Source organism: Psychrobacter sp. SC65A.3 (assembly GCF_025642195.1).
GTDB classification, from domain to species: domain Bacteria; phylum Pseudomonadota; class Gammaproteobacteria; order Pseudomonadales; family Moraxellaceae; genus Psychrobacter; species Psychrobacter cryohalolentis.
Genome location: NZ_CP106752.1, coordinates 2,000,022 through 2,019,422, shown reverse-complemented (window position 1 = coordinate 2,019,422; position 19,401 = coordinate 2,000,022). Strand labels below are relative to the sequence as shown.

Annotated in this window: 13 protein-coding genes, 3 pseudogenes and 1 riboswitch; of the genes and pseudogenes, 9 read left to right on the top strand and 7 right to left on the bottom strand. The window is 43.7% G+C overall.

All coding sequences use genetic code 11. The features are described from left to right. Positions 1-8: 8 nt before the first annotated feature. Positions 9-146: riboswitch (glycine riboswitch) on the bottom strand. Positions 147-529: 383 nt separating this feature from the next. The 4 genes from OEG80_RS08475 to OEG80_RS08460 all read left to right on the top strand — a co-directional run bounded on the left by OEG80_RS08475 (position 530) and on the right by OEG80_RS08460 (position 4,154). Beyond that, positions 530-853, top strand: coding sequence for a YcgL domain-containing protein (locus OEG80_RS08475; RefSeq protein WP_149408764.1), 324 nt, complete (start codon positions 530-532; stop codon positions 851-853). Positions 854-1,083: 230 nt separating this feature from the next. Then, a complete protein-coding gene (locus tag OEG80_RS08470; protein ID WP_011513154.1) occupies positions 1,084-1,671 on the top strand; it encodes a hypothetical protein in 588 nt (195 codons plus the stop codon). Between the two features lie 272 nt (positions 1,672-1,943). After that, positions 1,944-2,798 carry an AAA family ATPase gene (locus tag OEG80_RS08465; RefSeq protein ID WP_149408763.1) on the top strand — a complete coding sequence of 285 codons (855 nt, stop codon included), beginning with the start codon at positions 1,944-1,946 and terminating at the stop codon, positions 2,796-2,798. A gap of 132 nt (positions 2,799-2,930) precedes the next feature. After that, positions 2,931-4,154 carry a vWA domain-containing protein gene (locus OEG80_RS08460; protein ID WP_263240354.1) on the top strand — a complete coding sequence of 408 codons (1,224 nt, stop codon included), beginning with the start codon at positions 2,931-2,933 and terminating at the stop codon, positions 4,152-4,154. Between the two features lie 789 nt (positions 4,155-4,943). Here the strand turns inward: OEG80_RS08460 and OEG80_RS08450 are convergent. The 6 genes and pseudogenes from OEG80_RS08450 to OEG80_RS08430 all read right to left on the bottom strand — a co-directional run. Then, positions 4,944-5,123: pseudogene (locus OEG80_RS08450) on the bottom strand (glycine zipper domain-containing protein); the annotation flags it as partial. Between the two features lie 81 nt (positions 5,124-5,204). Continuing rightward, positions 5,205-5,684, bottom strand: a pseudogene (locus OEG80_RS12995) (glycine zipper domain-containing protein); the annotation flags it as partial. A gap of 593 nt (positions 5,685-6,277) precedes the next feature. Continuing rightward, positions 6,278-7,117 (bottom strand): phosphodiester glycosidase family protein, encoded by an 840-nt coding sequence (locus tag OEG80_RS08445; RefSeq protein ID WP_149408760.1) that lies wholly within the window; start codon positions 7,115-7,117, stop codon positions 6,278-6,280. A 64-nt stretch (positions 7,118-7,181) separates the two neighbouring features. Then, complete coding sequence (locus OEG80_RS08440) at positions 7,182-8,984, bottom strand: FMN-binding glutamate synthase family protein (RefSeq protein WP_263240352.1); 1,803 nt, start codon at positions 8,982-8,984, stop codon at positions 7,182-7,184. 462 nt (positions 8,985-9,446) lie between these two features. Continuing rightward, positions 9,447-9,596: pseudogene (locus OEG80_RS08435) on the bottom strand (DIP1984 family protein); the annotation flags it as partial. Between the two features lie 207 nt (positions 9,597-9,803). After that, positions 9,804-10,631, bottom strand: a complete 828-nt coding sequence (locus OEG80_RS08430; protein WP_149408758.1) for an IclR family transcriptional regulator — start codon at positions 10,629-10,631, stop codon at positions 9,804-9,806. A gap of 175 nt (positions 10,632-10,806) precedes the next feature. Here OEG80_RS08430 and OEG80_RS08425 point away from each other — a divergent pair, with 175 nt between their 5' ends. Further along, positions 10,807-11,991 (top strand): acyl-CoA dehydrogenase, encoded by a 1,185-nt coding sequence (locus OEG80_RS08425; RefSeq protein WP_020443096.1) that lies wholly within the window; start codon positions 10,807-10,809, stop codon positions 11,989-11,991. Positions 11,992-12,214: 223 nt separating this feature from the next. Further along, on the top strand, positions 12,215-13,486 hold the full coding sequence (locus OEG80_RS08420; protein ID WP_149408757.1) for a CaiB/BaiF CoA transferase family protein: 1,272 nt from the start codon (positions 12,215-12,217) through the stop codon (positions 13,484-13,486). A gap of 184 nt (positions 13,487-13,670) precedes the next feature. Here OEG80_RS08420 and OEG80_RS08415 read toward each other — a convergent pair whose 3' ends face one another. Then, positions 13,671-14,429 carry an IclR family transcriptional regulator gene (locus OEG80_RS08415; protein WP_263240350.1) on the bottom strand — a complete coding sequence of 253 codons (759 nt, stop codon included), beginning with the start codon at positions 14,427-14,429 and terminating at the stop codon, positions 13,671-13,673. Between the two features lie 285 nt (positions 14,430-14,714). Here OEG80_RS08415 and OEG80_RS08410 point away from each other — a divergent pair, with 285 nt between their 5' ends. The 3 genes from OEG80_RS08410 (at position 14,715) to OEG80_RS08400 (ending at position 19,323) form a co-directional block, all read left to right on the top strand. Further along, positions 14,715-16,181, top strand: coding sequence for an NAD-dependent succinate-semialdehyde dehydrogenase (locus OEG80_RS08410; protein WP_149408755.1), 1,467 nt, complete (start codon positions 14,715-14,717; stop codon positions 16,179-16,181). 155 nt (positions 16,182-16,336) lie between these two features. Continuing rightward, complete coding sequence (gabT, locus tag OEG80_RS08405; protein ID WP_263240348.1) at positions 16,337-17,596, top strand: 4-aminobutyrate--2-oxoglutarate transaminase; 1,260 nt, start codon at positions 16,337-16,339, stop codon at positions 17,594-17,596. A 284-nt stretch (positions 17,597-17,880) separates the two neighbouring features. Next, on the top strand, positions 17,881-19,323 hold the full coding sequence (locus OEG80_RS08400; protein ID WP_133105330.1) for an APC family permease: 1,443 nt from the start codon (positions 17,881-17,883) through the stop codon (positions 19,321-19,323). Positions 19,324-19,401 lie beyond the last annotated feature (78 nt).

Sequence of the window (19,401 nt, the reverse complement as noted above, 5' to 3'; positions counted from 1 at the left end):
GTTATGACATGTGTTTTTCAGTCCTTTTACCTGAGCGATTAGCAGGGTGGATGCGCCTTCGGTGGTCATGTAGCGGCTGTCAGTACAAACTCGTTAATATGAGCATTACTAACATTAGGCTAAAGACTCTCTCCTGAAAAACGCTTTTATTATGAAAGGTTCACAGCTTTTTTACAACCCATCATATAAATTATAGTGAATAATTTTAGCAAACATGCTTTTTTATACGGACAATACATCGAACGACAGCAAAATAGAGTACATGTGTTTCTGTAAAATTACATAGCGCCAATATAAAATAAAGCTGAAGCATTTATTATCAAAATTTAAAAGTATAAAATTTATCTATGAGCATCATGCCTGACCGTACAAGGGATACAGAGTGCTCATATGAAGATGTTCCTTACTTTCTCTTAAGCTAAGTTGCGATAGTATTTGGGATGCTTTACCTTATCTGAACGTAAAGTCACTACTGATAATGGCTTGAAATATGCTAATCTATGACGATAGTTTCTGATAGGTTGTTTTTATGCATTGCGATATTTATAAATTCCTTAAACATGATGATATGTATATCTATATTGCCCGTCCTGATTATCCGAATGATACGGATGAGATCAAGGATTGGCTGGGTGTGTTACCCAAAGACTTTCGTGCAGGCTTAGGTCGTAGCAAGTTTGTCATGCATCTGGATTTGGGTACAACGCCTACACTTGCTAGAGTGGACAAAGAAGAAGTGCTAGAAAAGCTAGCGTCGCAAGGGTATTTTGTACAATTACCACCACAAGATGTCATGCGCCGCCAAGCAGAATTGCGTGCCCGTGAATCTCAAGACAGTATTTATAATACGTAATAGTTATAAAATTATATTTTAACAAGGTTTACGTCGATATTTTGCAGCTCATTTTATCAAGTCTAATTTTTTAGCTGGCTTTTTTGAACAGAGTATATAGATACAGATGAAATGTCGAAATATCAAAATATATAGTGTCATGCATTTTGGTGAATAGTCATGATAAACTAGCAGTTTATTAATATAATCACTATTCCGCACTATTTACGAACGCAGGTAATAAAACACGCATGGACTGGTTAAAAAATATCTTACACAGCTTACCACTAGAAGCCATCAGCGATATTCTCGGTGAGATTGCTATTTGGTGGGGGCAGCTGGTAAAAGACGTGCCGGTAGCAGATTTACCAATGTATGCTTATCTTGGTGGCGTCATTATCGTGTTAGTACTTTGGCTACTGGTCGCGCGCATACTACCACGTCCATTAGGCGGCATGAGTTGGATGATACTGTTTGCTGTATTGTTAGCACCAGGTACAGCACTGGGTGACCCAAGCGTAATTGCACCTGCCAGTATCAGCGTGGTCTATGCGATTATGATGAAGGACACGACTGGGGCGATTGCCAATATGCTGCCCATCATGGTGGTATTATTTGTTGGTTTATTTGTTGGTTTTGTTTGGCAGCTTATTCGCGGTGCCTTTGAATCAAGCTTAGATAAAGCTCGCAGTCGTACTGCACAGGACACGCAAGCAAATATGCAGCTAGCTTCTGGCAATTATTTGGCGACAGAATCTGATGAAGTGGGGGCAGTTAAAGATATTGATCCAGCAATTAATCTAAAAAAGGATACGCCTGTATCTAAAAATAATGATTAGTCTGAATGCGATTGCTTTAACGCTATAACCTTTTAAAGTATTTCCTTTCTAGTTGACAGTGTTGATTCCTGATTCCTGATTCATGATTCATGATTCATGATTCATGCATTTTTTCTAATGATTATAAAAGACACCATGCGTGTCTTTTTTTATATGATAAATATCTGCGAACGCATGAGTATTTTGGCAATCAATAAGGCTGTGCTAATCTAAATGACAATTTATTAACGCTCTTAAAACCTTTTAACGATAACAATAAATGAGATTGTATTATGACCGATAAAAAAACCAAATTTACGGGTACGCAAAGCTATATCGCTACTGATGATCTGCAATTGGCAGTCAATGCGGCAATGACGCTACAAAAACCGCTACTTATCAAAGGTGAGCCGGGTACAGGCAAGACTTTACTAGCAGAAGAGGTTGCTGAAAGTTTAGGTATGCCACTGATTACGTGGCATATCAAGTCGACGACTAAGGCAGAGCAGGGTTTGTACGAGTATGATGCGGTATCGCGTCTGCGTGATTCGCAAATGGGTGACGATAAAGTCTATGAGATTGGCAATTATATCAAGCCGGGTAAATTGTGGGATGCCTTTACCAGCAAAGAGCGTAGTGTATTATTGATTGATGAAATTGATAAAGCAGATATTGAATTCCCAAATGACTTGTTGCACGAGCTTGATAAGATGTCTTTTTATGTTTATGAGACGGGCGAAACCATCACAGCGGCGCAGCGTCCCGTGGTTATTATCACCTCAAACAATGAAAAAGAGCTACCGGATGCGTTTTTGCGTCGTTGCTTCTTTCACTATATTGATTTCCCTGAAGAGGAAACCATGCGCCAAATTGTTGAGGTGCATTTTCCCAATATTCAAGAAAAGCTGGTCAATGACGCGCTTGATATCTTTTATAAACTACGTAACGTTCAAGGACTCAAAAAGCCGCCATCAACGTCTGAGTTGGTCGATTGGTTGACGCTATTATTGGCGGATGATATGGCTCAAGCAGAGTTAGAAGAAAACTTGCGCGGTGAAAAGTCTATTCCGCCACTATATGGTGCCCTGCTGAAAAACGAAGCCGATGTGAGTTTGTTGCAGCGTTTTGCTAATATGATGCGTCGTTAATATTTGTAGCTTGCATTGATTTTAACATCAGATATCAAAGTCAATGCCAGCGCTTAGCCTATGACTGTATCAATTAATGATATCAGCAATATCACCAGATAATAATATCAGCCAATAAGTGATACGACTCTTATGTTTATCAAACTATTTTACACCTTGCGTACTTATGGCGTGCCAGTCAGTACCCGCGAGCTGCTCGATTTAAATGCTGCGTTAGAGCAAGGGCTGATGATGCAGCCGCACCCTGAAGATCCAGCATTGACTACTTTCGCCAGTCGTGAAGACATGTATCGTCTGATTCGGCTATGTATGGTCAAAGACGAGCGCCATTTTGATAAGTTTGATCGTGCCATGGCAGATTATTTCGAAGGCGTCGATAGTTTAGACATGGATGAGCTGTTGGCCAAGCTAACGGACGTGCCCAAAGAATGGCTCGATTTAAAGCTCGATCCAAAGAACCTGACCGATGAGCAAAGACGTCTGCTAAAAAAGTACGGCTCGCTTGAGGAGTTGATGAAGGCGTTGGAAGAGCGGTTAAAAGAGCAAAAAGAGCGTCATGAAGGTGGTAGTAAATGGGTCGGTACTGGTGGCACCTCACCGTTTGGCGCTTATGGTGACCATCCTGAGGGCGTGCGTGTCAGCGGTGAGTCACGCAAGCGTAGCGCGGCAAAAGTTTGGGAGCAGCGCAAATATCGCAATCTTGATGACGATAATCAGCTCGGTACTCGTCAAATTCAAATGGCGCTACGCAATCTGCGCCAGTTTGCACGGACCGGTAGTGCTGATGAGCTCGATATTCATGAGACAATTAAGCGCACGGCAAAAAAGGGTGTGCTCGATATTCATATGCAAGCAGAGCGCCGTAACCGTGTCAAAGTACTGATGTTATTTGATGTGGGCGGCAGTATGGATGTTCATGTCGAAGCGCTTGAAAAACTGTTTTCTGCGGCGAAAAATGAATTTAAAACCTTAGAGTTTTTTTACTTTCATAACTGTCTATATGATTATGTCTGGAAGGATAATAACCGTCGCCATAGCGCGCCTATGCCAACCTTTGAATTGCTTAATAAGTATGGGCGAGAGTATCGTGTTATCTTCGTGGGTGATGCGTCGATGTCACCGTATGAGCTGATGACGGTAGGCGGTAGCGTTGAGTATATGAATAATGAAGCAGGCATTGTTTGGTTAAAGAGGGTGCTCGCGCACTTTGATAAAGTTGCTTGGCTCAATCCTGAGACTCCAACCTATTGGCAATATACCCAAACCATCGTTGAGATTAAAAAACTGTTTGATAATAAGATGTATCCGATGACGTTACATGGCGTGGAAGATATGACCAATTATATGGCGCGCTAATATTATATTAGATTTAGAGTAATTGAATGTTAGCATTGCAGTCAGTTTTTAGATGATATAAATCAGAATAAAGAAACAGCTTCTATTATTTAATAGAAGCTGTTTCTTTATAACATTTTAATTGTTTACGATAAGCAATCATTGCCTCATCATTAATAATTAAATAATAGGACGATTCCACGCATCACGTACGGCAAATCTAGCATCTGACCATTCTAAGCGTGAGTTGCCACGTGAATTTAACCAATCTCTCTGCAAGTCTTGCTCTACCAGCTCAAACGTTTGATCGTTACCATACTGCTTGCGCTGCGCATAACCATAACCATAGGCATTACGATAATCGGTATCGTAGTCATATTGCGGGTTATAGTAGTCAGTCGTCGCATGCTGAGTACGCCAGTAAGTGTCTTCTTCCATATTGCCTTCAAAGGCATTGGCAACAGCGTTACCAGCTGTTGCACCGACGACTGCACCAACGGCACCGCCTACGACTGAACCTACTGGACCACCTACTGCACCGATAGCTGCGCCTGCTGCTGCACCCCCGACCATACCTGTACCACTACTAACAGGATTGGCTTCTCGTTGTACTTCATTTTGATCAGTAGGATTAACGGCTTCACCAACTTCTTGGCCGCCAGCACCACCAGCAACTGCGCCTGCTAAGCCGCCGATTACTGTACCGACTGGACCACCAACTGCTGTACCTACAGCAGCGCCTGCTGCTGCACCGCCTAGTGCACCAGTACCACTAGCAATAGGATGCGGCTTCTCATGAGCTTCTAAGCTATCGGTAGGATTGACCATCTCGCCTGCTTCATGTCCAACTTTGCTACCTGCGATGGCCCCAACAGCGCCACCAACTAAGGTGCCAACTGGACCTCCAACTGCTGTGCCTACGGCTGCACCTGCTGCTGCGCCACTAAGTGCGCCAGTACCAGTCGCCACTGGATGCGGCTTATCTTCACCATGATGGATCGGCTCAATAGGCTCTCTATGACCTGCATAATGGACGTACTCTTTTGGCTCATAGTTTTCACCATTCATACGAGCATGGGTCTTATCCCAACCATCGCGTACCATGTCTTTTGCTTGTAGCCAAGTCATGCGTGAATCGCCTTTTACCTCATACCAGCGCTGTTCAAGTTCAGCTTCAACTTCCTCAAAGCGCGTAGCATTCGGATAATGTGCACGGGTTGCATAACCTACTGCATAGGCTGGATGATAATCGGTATCGTAATCATAATCTTCGTGATAATAAGGGCGCGTGGTATGAGTTTCTTGCCAGTATTCATATTCTACCGTTGGATCTAGCATCTCACCGACTGAGCTACCTGCGACGCCGCCGACGATAGCGCCAATAGCGCCACCAATCAGCATACCTAGTGGACCACCAATAGCGCCAATAGCTGCGCCTGCTGCTGCACCGCCTGTACCACCAAGAGCCGTACCAATTGGATGTGAACCTGGCTCACCTGTGATAGGGTCAGCGTTGTCATTGATTACTACTGTACGATTGATATTATCCATGAGCCATTATCCTTTTTTACTATTATTGTTAAATTATTAAGAATGATATAAATAGCCTAAAATCTAAATGACATTAAAATAAAAGTCATTTTTGACATCCAATCTTAGCTTGTCCTCTAAACCAGTATGCTAGCTATTAACGCTTGCTAGCAATCGTTGTGTAGCTGTTCAAATTTCTAATACTTATTTCAATACTTCGCACCTAAATCACCTTTGGAAAAGCTGGCGATCCCTGCTTGCTCAGTAATATAGCCCAAGGATGAGGGGCTAGTCTGTAGTACATATCTGCTACCTGTATAGCAGTTCAGTAAACGATACTTCCATAATGAGCATTATTGTTAACCAATGATTATCAAAGCGTACAAAAGTAAATAGAATGTAAGTTGAGCTTATTGGAATCGCTATTTCCCAGTTATTGATGTTATGAAAAGGATTAAGTAAGCACAAAAAAGGCACTATTATTAAGAGTAATAGTGCCTTCATTTTTATTAATAAATACTTAATGTGGCTCAGTGAGTCTAAAAAGATGCAGTCTCAGTAGATATGGTATTACTGATGATGAATTGGTGGAATGTAAGTAACCATACTATGGTCTATTGTGTTGACTCAACCAGTCCAATCATCACGCCCATCTCTTTTTTATCGTGCTTATCTATCGTGGGTGCGTATAAAGCGGATGCAATACCGCCATCTAAAAATAAAGCATTTGGACACTTCAATTCGTTTTTAAATAGTGAGGCAAACTGATAAAAGGTCACGGGTGCTTCGCTATTGACAAATTGTAGACTGCCATCGCTACACACGCCTATACCGTTGCGAATTTTAGCTGAGGTGCCATCAGGGTCAAACTGCGGATGGATAGCGTCGTTAATAACCAGCATAGGACCTGATTGGGTGGCATACAATGGCTTTGCAGTGCTGTTTTTTAGCTGCTCGGCTAAGGCATTGCTTTCAGTGATTTGTACCTTGCCAGACTTATCCCACCACAGTACACCATTTGGCAAGAGGTGAAAATTGCCGCCGCCTTCTTTCAGGTTTAATGCACGTATCTCTTCAGATTTGATGACGGTATAGCCAATGGGTGCATAATTTTCATTGTACATGCCCGCATTCATGGCAAACTTCAAAGATTGCGATGGGGGCAGTGTGCTCAAGAGATTATCGAAAGTCAGTAGCGGTTGACGACTGTCAGATTGTTGCCAAAACAACTGTAATGAATAGCGCTTATCTGTCAACAAATCAGACTGAATATGACAAGTGCTATAAGCAAACGGTGTGTTGTGTGATTGACATGACCAATCAGTAGAAGCAGTGTCCGCCTGATTACTATCAGTTGGTTGGCAAGCACTTATACCAACAGTCATAAGCGCCATAAGCGCCATAAGCATCATTGGCAGTACATGAAGAAGTTTTTTGAAAACAGTGTTTGGCATCAATCATCTATCTTTTATAAGGAAATAAATTGCGTGATTGTCACAGCCAAACACTGTTAAATGGTTAAACAGTTGGCGGTATAAAATCGCGGACGGTATTATTGACATTGCCAATCATTTTACCACCATCAATATTGACGTCTACCTCTCCAACCGTTTTTTCTGTTGGCGCACCTGTTTCTTTACCAATATCGCGCGAGTCTTTATTATAAGCAATCAGCGCATCATTATTGGCTAAAAAGCTCGACGAATCTGCCATTACCCACATCTGATTAAAGACCTCTGATCGCGCATTATGATCAAGTAAGGCGCCTTTATCGGTGAAATAAAAGAACTTCGACAATAGCTTAATTTTTCCATCATCCAAACGGCGTGCAATGTGATAAGGCTGCAATTGACTTGGGTGCTGTAAGCCGACTGCGCCAACGATGCTGGCAAGCGATTTTAGGGTATTTTTATGATAACTGGCAACGCGTTCAGCCTTACTTGGTACATCAAGTGCTTTTTGACGATAAGGGTCTTGGGTTGCCACACCTGTCGGGCAGGTATTGGTATGGCAAGAGCGTGATTGGATACAGCCGACAGCAAACATAAAGCCACGTGCAGAGTTACACCAATCAGCGCCCAATGCCAATAGGCGGGCGATATCAAAACCTGAGACGATTTTGCCACTCACGCCAAGTTTGATTTGGTTGCGGATACCTGCCCCAACCAAGGTGTTGTGAACGAATAAAAAACCATCGATCAATGGCATGCCGACGCTATCCATAAACTCAACAGGTGCAGCACCCGTGCCGCCTTCAGCACCATCAATGACGATAAAATCAGGGTAGTTATCGGCTTCTATCATGGCTTTGACAATCGCCATAAACTGCCAAGGCTGACCAATACAAAGCTTAAAGCCAACTGGCTTGCCTTCTGATAAATCCCGTAGCTGCTGTAAAAACACAACCAATTCGCGAGGCGTACTAAAAGCAGAGTGCGAAGCAGGTGATACGCAGTCTTGACCCATCGGCACTTGACGGGTTTTAGCGATTTCTGGGGTGATTTTTTCTGCTGGCAACACGCCACCCTGACCGGGCTTAGCACCTTGTGATAGTTTGATTTCAATCATTTTGACTTGCGGGTCAACAGCTTTTTCGGCAAATGACAGTGGGTCAAAGTTGCCATTGTCATCGCGGCAACCGAAGTAACCTGTACCCAGCTCCCAAATCAAATCACCACCGAATTTACGATGATAAGGGCTGATAGCGCCTTCACCACTATCATGAGTGAAGCCGCCCATTTTTGCGCCTTGATTGAGCGCCATAATGGCATTAGCAGACAAACTGCCAAAGCTCATCGCTGAGATATTAAACACTGACATATCATGCGGCTGCTTACACCGCTCACCGCCCACAATGATGCGGAAGTCTTTATTCTTAATCGGCTCACTGACAGCAGATTGCAAAAACCATTCTTTACCATGAGCATATAAATTGTCCAAAGTGCCAAAAGCATTGGTATCGCTGACGTTTTTGGCGCGCTGATAGACCAAGGCCCGCTGCTGACGTGAGAACGGCACTTGCTCTTTATCGTCTTCTAGCAAATACTGGCGAATCTCAGGACGGAAATCCTCTAACACATAGCGGATGTGACCGGCGATAGGATAGTTGCTTAAGATAGAGTGCTTAGACTGCAATAAGTCATAAATACCTAGCCCAACGGCGAGTCCACCGATGATGATGAGTGCCCAGTTGACGAGGAGTAATCCTGCTAAAAACAGCAAGATTGCGGCGCCAAAGGTGCTGTAGCGTAGCAAAACACCGGTTAGGTAAGGGGAGTTGTGTTCAGGCTCAGGGTTCAAATTGGTTCTGGAATCGGGCATAACAAGGCTCAACTATAAAAAATAGGAATTAAAAAATGCGGCAGTAAGTTATTTGGTAACTTTGCCGCTATTCATGATTCAATATAGAAAGATTAAGTAAGAGTTTTAAAATGAGCGAAAGCGCTAAAAGCCAACATGTTAAAAGCAGGCCAAACGCCCTTAGGGGCTCAAATTTGTGGTGTGTATCATACGCCTATAATATCACGGCTCCATATCAATTAAGTAACGGCAGACCGATAAAGACCTTGCAATTGCTACTCTTAGGCTTTAATAATTCCAAAAAAAACCTTAAGCTTATGTTTTAATGACCGTTTGTCGCGTAGCTATGATTAAATCACCTATAATCAATGGCAGAAAATATTAAAAATAAAATTGAAACCGACTGTCAGTATCTGGTGGTAAGGTCTAAAAAGCACCTTGTAAGCTGTGACGAGGACGGCGCATGAAGGGTAAAAAAAGCAATTATTCAACAAGGTCAATTTGCCAGTTATTGGTTTGAATGACAATATTGATTTTGCGCAGTTTCATGGCGATGTCATCCGCTTGTCTTTATAAGCTTGCGACCGAGACCATGAGATTCCATTTAATCTCACGGTGGCTATAGCGATCCGCCTATGTATCAGTCGCTTCTATCAATAGCTTATGGCATATTACTTTTATTATTGGTATTTGCATTAAATTTTAACGTCTCTTACGCTTTAGCACAAAATACTTGCTACAAAGTGTATAGCACTTAGACCAAATCACTTTGTGATTGTATCGAAACGCTTTATTATCATTGGTAAACTAAGTTAAAACTTACCTGGCAACTCAATTAGTCTAAACCCCGCTGCCAATCCTTTCAGCCAACACTTGCAACTTAGGTACTATCATCGCCGCATAGTCTTTGCTTTCCCAGTTAGCACTTGGGACACTGGCATTGAGTGAATACGCATATTGCCCAGTCGCAACATCAAAGACACCAACGGCCACTGCTAATATGTCCGTAGAGAACTCACCATCCGATACGGTATAACCATGCATTTTATAATGGTCTGCAGCGTCAGATAAAGCACCCTGCGCATGGTTATAATCTTCTGCTGATAGCTGCTCTTGTAAATTACTACGAATAACAGCCTGTCTTATTTGCGAGCTAGCCGCATAAAAAGCACGTCCAATAGCAGTGCGGGCGACGGGAACGGCTGAGCCAACTTGCAAATTGACCGATAGGCGGGCAGGGCTACGACAGCAAGCGTGATAGCGCATTTCCCCTTCGACTTCGGTTGCTAAATTCACCGACACCTCGTTTTGACTGGCAAACTGCCGCAATAACGGTTCAGCTGCTGCCACTAAATCATGACGACTCCACGCTGTTGCACTTAATCGCACCGCACTACTACCCAATTGATACTGTCCATGTAGCGTCACGCGCAAAAATCCAAGCGTCATCAAGGTATGAATCAGACGAGTAATTGTCGCTTTTGGCAATTTTGTCATCTGGCATAACTGCTGATGGCTAAGCGCCTCCTCATGCTCAAAAGCTGCCAATATCATTAAGCCACGTCCAAGGGCAGTGACAAATTGCCTATCGTTGTCTTCTTTACCTTGGGTAAGGGAGCTATTTAATCGATCCAATAATGGTGCGGCTACCAGCATATTTTTTCTCATTTTATAACCATCTGAATGAATAAGGGTTTACAGGACGCTAAAATTTTGCTTAAATAGTTCATATTATGAAACTAAGTTTCGCATAGCGGAATTTTGAAGTCAATAGTAAATTTAGCCAAAGCATCATATTCACCATTAATCGTCGGTCAGGATGATTGACAACAAGGAGCACCACATGGCAACTTCTAGCAGCCCGCGTTTTGATTGGGAAGATCCATTTTTATTACGTGACCAGCTTACAGATGAAGAGCGCATGGTAACGGATAGTGCGCGTCAGTTTTTTCAAAAAGAGCTGATGCCGGGTATCATTCAGGCCAATCGTAATGAACATTTCGACCGCGATATCATGCGTCAGATGGGCGAGATGGGTCTTCTTGGTGTGACGATCGACGGTTATGGTTGTGCTGGCATGTCAAGCGTGGCTTATGGCTTGATTGCGAAAGAAGTGGAAGCGGTGGATTCGGGCTATCGTTCAGCGATGAGCGTGCAGTCAAGCTTGGTCATGCACCCGATACATGCCTATGGTACAGAAGAGCAGAAAGAAAAATATCTACCAAAACTGGCAACTGGGGAATATGTCGGCTGCTTTGGTCTGACAGAGCCGGATTCGGGTTCAGATCCTTCATCAATGTCAACGCGCGCGCGCGCAGTGGCAGGCGGTTATGAGCTGACTGGTAATAAAATGTGGATTACCAATAGCCCGATTTCTGATGTATTTGTCGTTTGGGCAAAAGATGATGCCGGTGACATTCGTGGTTTTATCTTAGATAAAGGTATGAAAGGGCTGTCCGCACCGAAAATCGAAGGCAAGTTCTCATTGCGTGCGTCTGTCACGGGTGAGATTGTTATGGACAAAGTGTTTGTCCCTGAAGCCAATGCTTTCCCAGATATTCGTGGTCTAAAAGGTCCGTTTGGTTGCCTAAATAAAGCCCGTTATGGTATCGCTTGGGGGTCAATGGGCGCCGCTGAATTCTGCTGGAAAGCGGCTCGTCAGTACACCCTTGACCGTAAACAATTTGGTCGTCCGCTAGCAGCGACACAGTTGGTACAGCTAAAACTTGCCAATATGCAAACGGAAATCACACTAGGTCTGCAAGCAGCATTGCGTGTTGGCCGTTTGATGGATGAGGACAATGCGGCGCCTGAAATGATTTCACTGATTAAGCGTAATAATTGCGGCAAAGCGCTAGAGATTGCCCGTATTGCCCGTGATATGCATGGCGGCAATGGTATCTCTGATGAGTTTCATATTATTCGTCATGTGATGAATTTAGAAGCGGTCAATACTTATGAAGGTACCCATGATATTCATGCGCTCATCTTAGGTCGTGCGCAGACTGGGATTCAGGCATTTTATTAAGCGTTGTTAGCTAATAAGTATTAGCTAATTTCCCGACCATTAACGTACGTTACTGTTGTGCTTCTTACGAAGCACTTGATAAGCAGTAGCGTGCGTTTTTTAGTTATTAGTCCTCATTTATATCTGGTTTAGCAGTAGTTCTAAAGAATTAGATAAATGAGGACTAGGCACTGTCTTATCATTTTTATCATTATAAAAAATACGTTATCAATAAGGGATTATTATGACTGTCACTACAACGACACAACAGCCTGAACAAGCCAACTTTACTAATAATGCTACCGCTGATATTGCGACTGATGCTGTATCACAAGGCGCATTATATGGTATCAAGGTGCTTGATTTGTCGCGGGTATTGGCAGGTCCTTCTTGCACTCAAGTGCTCGCCGACCTTGGTGCCGATGTGATCAAGGTTGAGCGTCCACATATCGGTGATGAAACCCGTCATTGGGCGCCGCCAAAATTCAGCGATGATACATCCGCTTATTACGCTACCATTAATCGCAATAAAAAATCCCTTACGGTCGATATCACCACGCCTGCTGGACAAACCATCATTAAGCAGCTCGCTGAAACAAGCGATATCGTGGTAGAAAACTTTAAAGTTGGCGGTCTGAAAAAATATGGTTTGGACTATGAGAGTCTAAAGCAAAGCAATCCACGTCTGATTTATGCCTCACTAACGGGCTTTGGGCAAACAGGTCCCGATGCTGAACTTCCGGGCTATGACTATATTATTCAAGGTTTGTCAGGGCTAATGAGCATCACTGGACCTACTGATGGCGAACCGCATAAAGTTGGCGTGGCAGTGGTAGATTTGTTTGCAGGTTTGCAGCTGACGATTGGTATTCAAGCGGCGTTAATAGCGCGCCAGCATACTGGAATGGGTCAACATGTCGATGTCGCGTTACTAGACAGTGCGCTGGCAATGCTCGCCAATGTTGGTATGAATCATTTGGCATCTGGTGAGGTACCGCCGAGACTGGGCAATGGTCACCCTAACATCGTTCCTTATCAAGTGTTTGCCGGTGCAGGGGAGGAGCATTTCATTTTAGCCTGCGGTAATGACAGTCAATTTGCCAGACTATGCCAGATGTTATCCGTAGAGTGGCATACTGACAGTCGTTTTGCGACCAACCCTCAACGCGTTGCCCATCGTGAGCTGATTTGTGAGTGGCTCATAAACGCATTTGCCGAGCATCCACGTGCATATTGGCTTACGCGCTTGCATGAGGCAGGTATTCCTTGCGGTCCTATTCATAATGTTGCAGAAGCTTTGGCTATGCCGCAGGCGATGGCACGAGGGATGATTGTTAATTTTGCCGCGCAAGGCAGTCCGGTAAGAGCACTTGGTAGCCCCATTAAACTCTCAGGCTCGCCTGTCACTTATCGTACACCGCCACCGCGTTTGAGCGAGCATACTGACAGCACGCTTAGTAATTTGGGCTATGACAGCGATATGATCGCCAAATTGAAAGCTGATGGGATTGTTTGATTAAACCCCTAATTGTCTTGGTCGAAGGCGGCTATTACCTGCAAAAGCTCAATGACAATTTGCAGGCGTTTTTGTCAGGGCTTATAGTCAGCCCTAAATAAAATAAGTACAAATATCATAAAGTGCTACTGGTATAAATTTTTCTTTCTTTAAACAAGGAAATAGTAGCGTTTAGGTTTTATTGCTAATCAATGAAACCTAAACGCTGTTCAATTTGCTTCGCCAATTCAATCAGTACAGCACTGACCTCAGCACGCTTGGACTCATATTCTGCTTGTAAAAAGCTGACTGCCATACCCGCAACCGCATTGCCCGACGCATTGCGTATGTAAGTCCCTAAGCAATACATACCATCACGCAATTGCCCATCATCCAGTGAAATACGGCTCTGCTGTATGGCAGCAATTTCATCCGCTAAAGTTTCAAAGTTGGTAACTCCGTTAGGTGTCATTGGCTCTGGAAAGATACCTTCATAAAGTGATTTGATATTATGCATGGGCAAGGTTGAAAGCATAGCTTTGCCCGTGGCAGAAAATACTGCTGGTACGCGCACACCAGCACGGAAAGTAAAACCAAGCGGAGCTGGTGCTTCATGACATGCTAAAAAAACCACTTCGCCCAAATCCATTTTGGACAGGGTGACGGTGTGCTGTAACAGGATAGGATATTGCATGATAAGGTCTTTAAATAACTGCACCACCCCTTGCTGCTGCTCGTATTTACCCGCCCAATATAGCAAGTAAGACCCTAAGTGAAAGCGCCCTTCGCTATCCTTATAGATGACATGCTTGGTAAGTAGGCTTTGCAAAATATTATGCGTTGAGCTACGTGGTAGCTTTAACTCTTTTGCAATATAAGCTGCCGTTAAGGGCTGCTGGCTTGCCGTGATTAAATCCAGAATTTGAAACGTTTTGTCTAGAGCAGGAACGGCGCTGGTACTCATAAGTTGCCTATTAAAATGTCAGTTGAAAAGTAAAAATAAAAAATATGTTCGAGAACTATCAAAATAACGGTTGCAAAGAGTATCGCATCGTTCTTATAATGATGTCTCATATATGGAATATCTGTTCAGTATATTGAACAGTGCATATATTATCAATCATTATTACTGACTGCTTACGTCAATTTTTCATTGGTTTAATAGCTGTTTAAAAAGACAAGCTTATGCCAACGTTAGATAGCTTTATAAATAATAAATAAGTAATAGCGACAAACATGGAGTGTTACGATGCTAAATACGACCCTAAATCTCTCAAACCCAGATTTGATCAAACAGCAGTGTCTTATCAAAGACGGATGGCACGGTGCCAATGATGATGCCACTATTGAAGTGAGCAATCCATTCAACGGCGATGTTATCGGTACGGTGCCAAGCTTGACGACCGCTGATGTCAATGATGCTGTTACTTACTCTCACGAAGCTCAAATCACTTGGGCCGCTAAAACCCCACAAGAACGCGCGCAGCTGCTGCAAAAATGGGCAGATCTTATCGATGCCAACAAAGAAGATTTGGCCATTATCATGACCGCCGAGCAGGGCAAGCCTTTGGCTGAATCACGCGGCGAGATTGGTTATGCCAATAGCTTTATCCGCTGGTTTGCAGAAGAAGGCAAGCGTGTTTATGGTGATGTCATTCCTGCAACCAACTCGCAATTACGCTATGTGGTATTAAAACAGCCCGTTGGCGTTTGTGCTGCCATCACGCCTTGGAACTTTCCAGCGGCGATGATCACGCGTAAAGCAGCTCCTGCACTAGCAGCAGGCTGTACCATCATTATCAAACCTGCGACTGAAACACCATTTTCTGCCTTAGCACTCGGTGCATTGGCTGAGCAAGCAGGTATTCCTGCAGGCGTTATCCAAGTTGTGACCGGCAAATCATCTGTTATCGGCGATATTCTTACCGGCGATGCTCGCATTCACAAGCTATCATTCACAGGCTCTACCGAAGTCGGTCGCACCTTAATGGCGCAGTGTGCTCCAACGATTAAAAAGCTGTCATTAGAGCTTGGCGGCAATGCACCGTTTATCGTTTTTGATGATGCCGATCTTGAAAAAGCTGCTGAAGGTCTAATCGCCTCTAAATACCGTAACGCCGGTCAAACCTGTGTGTGTGCCAACCGTGTTTATGTTCAAGACAGCATTAAAGATGAATTCTTAGATATCTTTATCAAAAAAGTCGCTGAGCTAAAAGTCGGTAATGGCATGGAAGAAGGGGTCAACGTTGGTCCTTTGATTAATGAAAAAGCCTTACAAAAAGTACAAGCGCTACTAAAAGATGCGCTAGACAAAGGCGCAACCCTGATTGCTGGTGGCAGTACGAACAATGCGTCAGCCCTTGCTTACAACCCAACTGTTATCACCGATATCAGCGCTGATATGGATATTGCCAGCGAAGAGATATTTGGTCCTATCGCGCCAGTCTTTACTTTCTCATCTGAAGAAGAAGTTATTCGCGCAGCCAACGACACTATCTACGGTCTAGCAGCTTATTTTTATAGTAGCGACTATGCGCGTGCTTGGCGCGTGACCGAAGGTCTTGAGTATGGCATGGTTGGACATAATACGGGCATGCTCTCAACAGAAGTAGCACCATTTGGCGGCGTCAAACAATCTGGTTTTGGTCGTGAAGGTTCAAAATACGGCATCGAAGAATATGTTGTGACCAAATACTGGTGTTCTGACGTCAGCTAAGCTTTTCAGTTTTATATTCTATTTTAATGGTCACATATTTAATTGTCACATAGCGCGAAACGGGGTTCAGTACTATGAATCCCAACTGTAATTTACTCTATAAACCGCCATCACTTCACTGGCATCTACGTAAAAAGAAAGAAAAGGACATTCTTATGACTACCAATCAATCATTACTTGCACGCCGTAAAGCGGTATTGCCAACCGGACTGGGTGTGGCTTTTCCTATCTTTGCCGAAAAAGCAAAAAACTCAGAAGTTTGGGATATTGAAGGCAATCGTTATATCGATTTCGTTGGCGGCATCTCAGTACTAAATACCGGTCACAGTCATCCAAAAATCACGCAGCGTGTGCACGAGCAGCTAGACAAATTCACCCATACTGCTGCGCAAATGATTAACTATGAATGCTATGTCGATCTTGCCGAAAAACTTTGCGAAAAAGTGCCTATCAGTGGCGACACCAAAGCGTTCTTCTTGACCACTGGTGCAGAAGCGGTTGAAAACTGTATCAAAATTGCTCGTGCAAAAACCCGTCGTCCAGGTGTGATTTCTTTCGTTGGCGGTTGGCATGGCCGCACGCTTATGTGCATGAGCTTGACTGGTAAAGTATTGCCATACAAAAAGAACTTTGGTCCGATGCCAGGGCCTGTATTCCATGCACTATTCCCATGCGATGAGCTGAATGTTACTGAAGAACAAGCATTGCATAGCCTTGAGATGATTTTCCAAGCGGATATCGATCCTAGTGAAGTGGCGGCGATGATTATCGAGCCAGTACAAGGTGAGGGTGGCTTCCATCAAGTCACGCCATCATTTGCTAAGTCTTTACGCGATATCTGTGATGAGCACGGCATCGTCCTAATCTTTGATGAAGTACAGTGTGGTTTTGCGCGTACGGGTACGTTGTTTGCCTGTGAACAATTGGGCGTTGAGCCAGATCTAATGACCAGTGCCAAGAGCTTGGCAGGTGGTTATCCTATTTCTGCCGTTATTGGTCGTGCCGATATTATGGATGCCCCGCAAGTAGGTGGCTTGGGTGGTACTTATGCTGGTAACCCACTTGCTTGTGTAGCCGCTTTAGCAGTCATCGAAGTCATCGAAGAGGAAAACCTACTTGAGCGTAGTATTGAAATTGGCGACAAAATTGAGTCATTTTTAAAGGGCTTAAACTTAAGTAGTATCGGACATATTCGCCATAAAGGCGCCATGCTCGCGTTTGAATTAATCGATAGTGATGGTAAGCCTGACGTTGAAGCGACGACTAACCTAAAAGCGAAATCATTTGAGCAAGGTTTATTACTAGCATCTTGCGGTATGCATGGCAATGCCATTCGTGTGATGGTGCCATTGACGGTTGAAGATGAAGTGCTACAAGAAGGTCTTGATATCATCAAAGGTATTTTGACTGCCTAAGTATTTGATAGCTTAAAGGATAACAAGTGCTAAAGGTTGGGCTGTGTTTATAGTCAAATCCTAAGCAGTGTTGGTACAACGGCGCCTTGCAAGTCAAGACGCCGTTGTTGTCTCCGCTATCGAGATATTAAAAATACTATCGAGCTTCTCGGCTGAGAAGTATGGAAAGATAAACATGAGGGGCAATGCCCTGTTAAATAAAACCCTGTTATATAAAATACAGTGTCACTCTAAGTGTAATGAAAAAAGATTCACACGGATGAAGCACGGACAAGGAGCAAGTTATGTCTGAATTAAAAAAATCGTTAGGGACGCTAGATGTTATCGCCTTAGCATTTGGTGCAATGGTCGGTTGGGGCTGGGTCGTCTTGGCGGGCGGTTGGATTTTATCTGCTGGTACTTGGGGTGCGATGTTGGCATTCTTTATAGGTGGGCTGGCAGTGATACTGATTGGTGTGACTTATGCTGAGCTTGCGGCATCGATGCCCATCACTGGTGGTGAGCATACTTATACCCATCGCGCGCTGGGAGTCAATGTCTCCTTTATCTGTTCATGGAGTATCCTATTTGGTTATTTCTCTGTGGTCGCCTTTGAGGCAGTTGCCTTGCCGACAGTCGTAGAATATTTTATTCCTAATTATAATCAAGGTTATCTCTGGACCATTGCTGGATGGGATGTTTATGCCACATGGGTAGGGGTTGGGATGCTGGGCTCCGTCATTGTAACGTGGCTAAACATACGCGGTATGGAAGTCAGTGCATGGTTCCAAAAAACTGCAGTACTAGGTATTTTATTCGTCGGAACCTTGCTATTTATTGGTGCAGTGCTTTATAACCCTGAAACCTCTACAGCAATACAATCGCCAGCCTTCATTGGTGGTGTCGGTGGCATGATGGCCGTCATTGTCATGGTGCCCTTTATGTTCGTGGGTTTTGACGTTATTCCACAAGCGGCAGAAGAGATTGATTTAACTCGTCCTAATATCGGTAAGTTTTTGATTATCTCTATCGTCGTTGCGGTGATGTGGTATGTGGGTATCGCTTGGAGCGTGGGCACGACGTTGCCACTGGTACAAGCAGAAAGCTCAACCTTAGCCACAGCTGATGCCATGACCAATGCTTGGCAAGGCAAATGGGCAGGTATTTTACTGGTTATCGGCGGTGTACTGGGTATTTTATCAAGCTGGAATGCGTTCTTAATTGGTGGTAGTCGTCTACTTTATGCGATGTCAAAAGCGCGCATGTTGCCAGCTTTTTTAGGTAAGTTACATCCAAAATACAATACACCTTCGAATGCGATTCTCCTCATTGGTGGTTTAGCAACGCTAGCACCTTTATTTGGTCGCAAGATGTTGGTTTGGATCGTTGATGCTGGTGGTTTTGGTATCGTCATTGCCTATACCTGTGTTGCTATTTCATTCTTGGTACTACGCTACCGCGAGCCTGATATGGTACGTCCCTTTAAGATACCAGCAGGTAAGCTTGTCGGTATGATAACGATTGCGCTTAGCTTTGGTTTATTGATGCTATATATGCCAGGTATGCCATCAGCACTGACTGCTGTTGAATGGTGGATTTTCTTTGGCTGGACCGTCTTAGGTATTGTGTTATATAGCTATGCAAGGATTAAATATCCAGGTATTAGTGAATCGATTATGGCAGAAGAGCTACGTGAATTAAAAATCGTCAATCAATTGTGGTTAAAAGATAACCCACCTAAGCGCTAAGTTTTTCGATAAGATATTTTTTCATCAATGATCATTCAACAAAAAGCCTAACATTAAATGTTAGGCTTTTTGTTTATC

Bases quoted from the DNA above. Each gene is read 5' to 3' on its own strand.
- OEG80_RS08475 (WP_149408764.1), top strand. From the start codon at position 530: ATGCATTGCGATATTTATAAATTCCTTAAACATGATGATATGTATATC.
- OEG80_RS08470 (WP_011513154.1), top strand. From the start codon at position 1,084: ATGGACTGGTTAAAAAATATCTTACACAGCTTACCACTAGAAGCCATC.
- OEG80_RS08465 (WP_149408763.1), top strand. From the start codon at position 1,944: ATGACCGATAAAAAAACCAAATTTACGGGTACGCAAAGCTATATCGCT.
- OEG80_RS08460 (WP_263240354.1), top strand. From the start codon at position 2,931: ATGTTTATCAAACTATTTTACACCTTGCGTACTTATGGCGTGCCAGTC.
- OEG80_RS08445 (WP_149408760.1), bottom strand. From the start codon at position 7,117: ATGCCAAACACTGTTTTCAAAAAACTTCTTCATGTACTGCCAATGATG.
- OEG80_RS08440 (WP_263240352.1), bottom strand. From the start codon at position 8,984: ATGCCCGATTCCAGAACCAATTTGAACCCTGAGCCTGAACACAACTCC.
- OEG80_RS08430 (WP_149408758.1), bottom strand. From the start codon at position 10,631: ATGAGAAAAAATATGCTGGTAGCCGCACCATTATTGGATCGATTAAAT.
- OEG80_RS08425 (WP_020443096.1), top strand. From the start codon at position 10,807: ATGGCAACTTCTAGCAGCCCGCGTTTTGATTGGGAAGATCCATTTTTA.
- OEG80_RS08420 (WP_149408757.1), top strand. From the start codon at position 12,215: ATGACTGTCACTACAACGACACAACAGCCTGAACAAGCCAACTTTACT.
- OEG80_RS08415 (WP_263240350.1), bottom strand. From the start codon at position 14,429: ATGAGTACCAGCGCCGTTCCTGCTCTAGACAAAACGTTTCAAATTCTG.
- OEG80_RS08410 (WP_149408755.1), top strand. From the start codon at position 14,715: ATGCTAAATACGACCCTAAATCTCTCAAACCCAGATTTGATCAAACAG.
- gabT (WP_263240348.1), top strand. From the start codon at position 16,337: ATGACTACCAATCAATCATTACTTGCACGCCGTAAAGCGGTATTGCCA.
- OEG80_RS08400 (WP_133105330.1), top strand. From the start codon at position 17,881: ATGTCTGAATTAAAAAAATCGTTAGGGACGCTAGATGTTATCGCCTTA.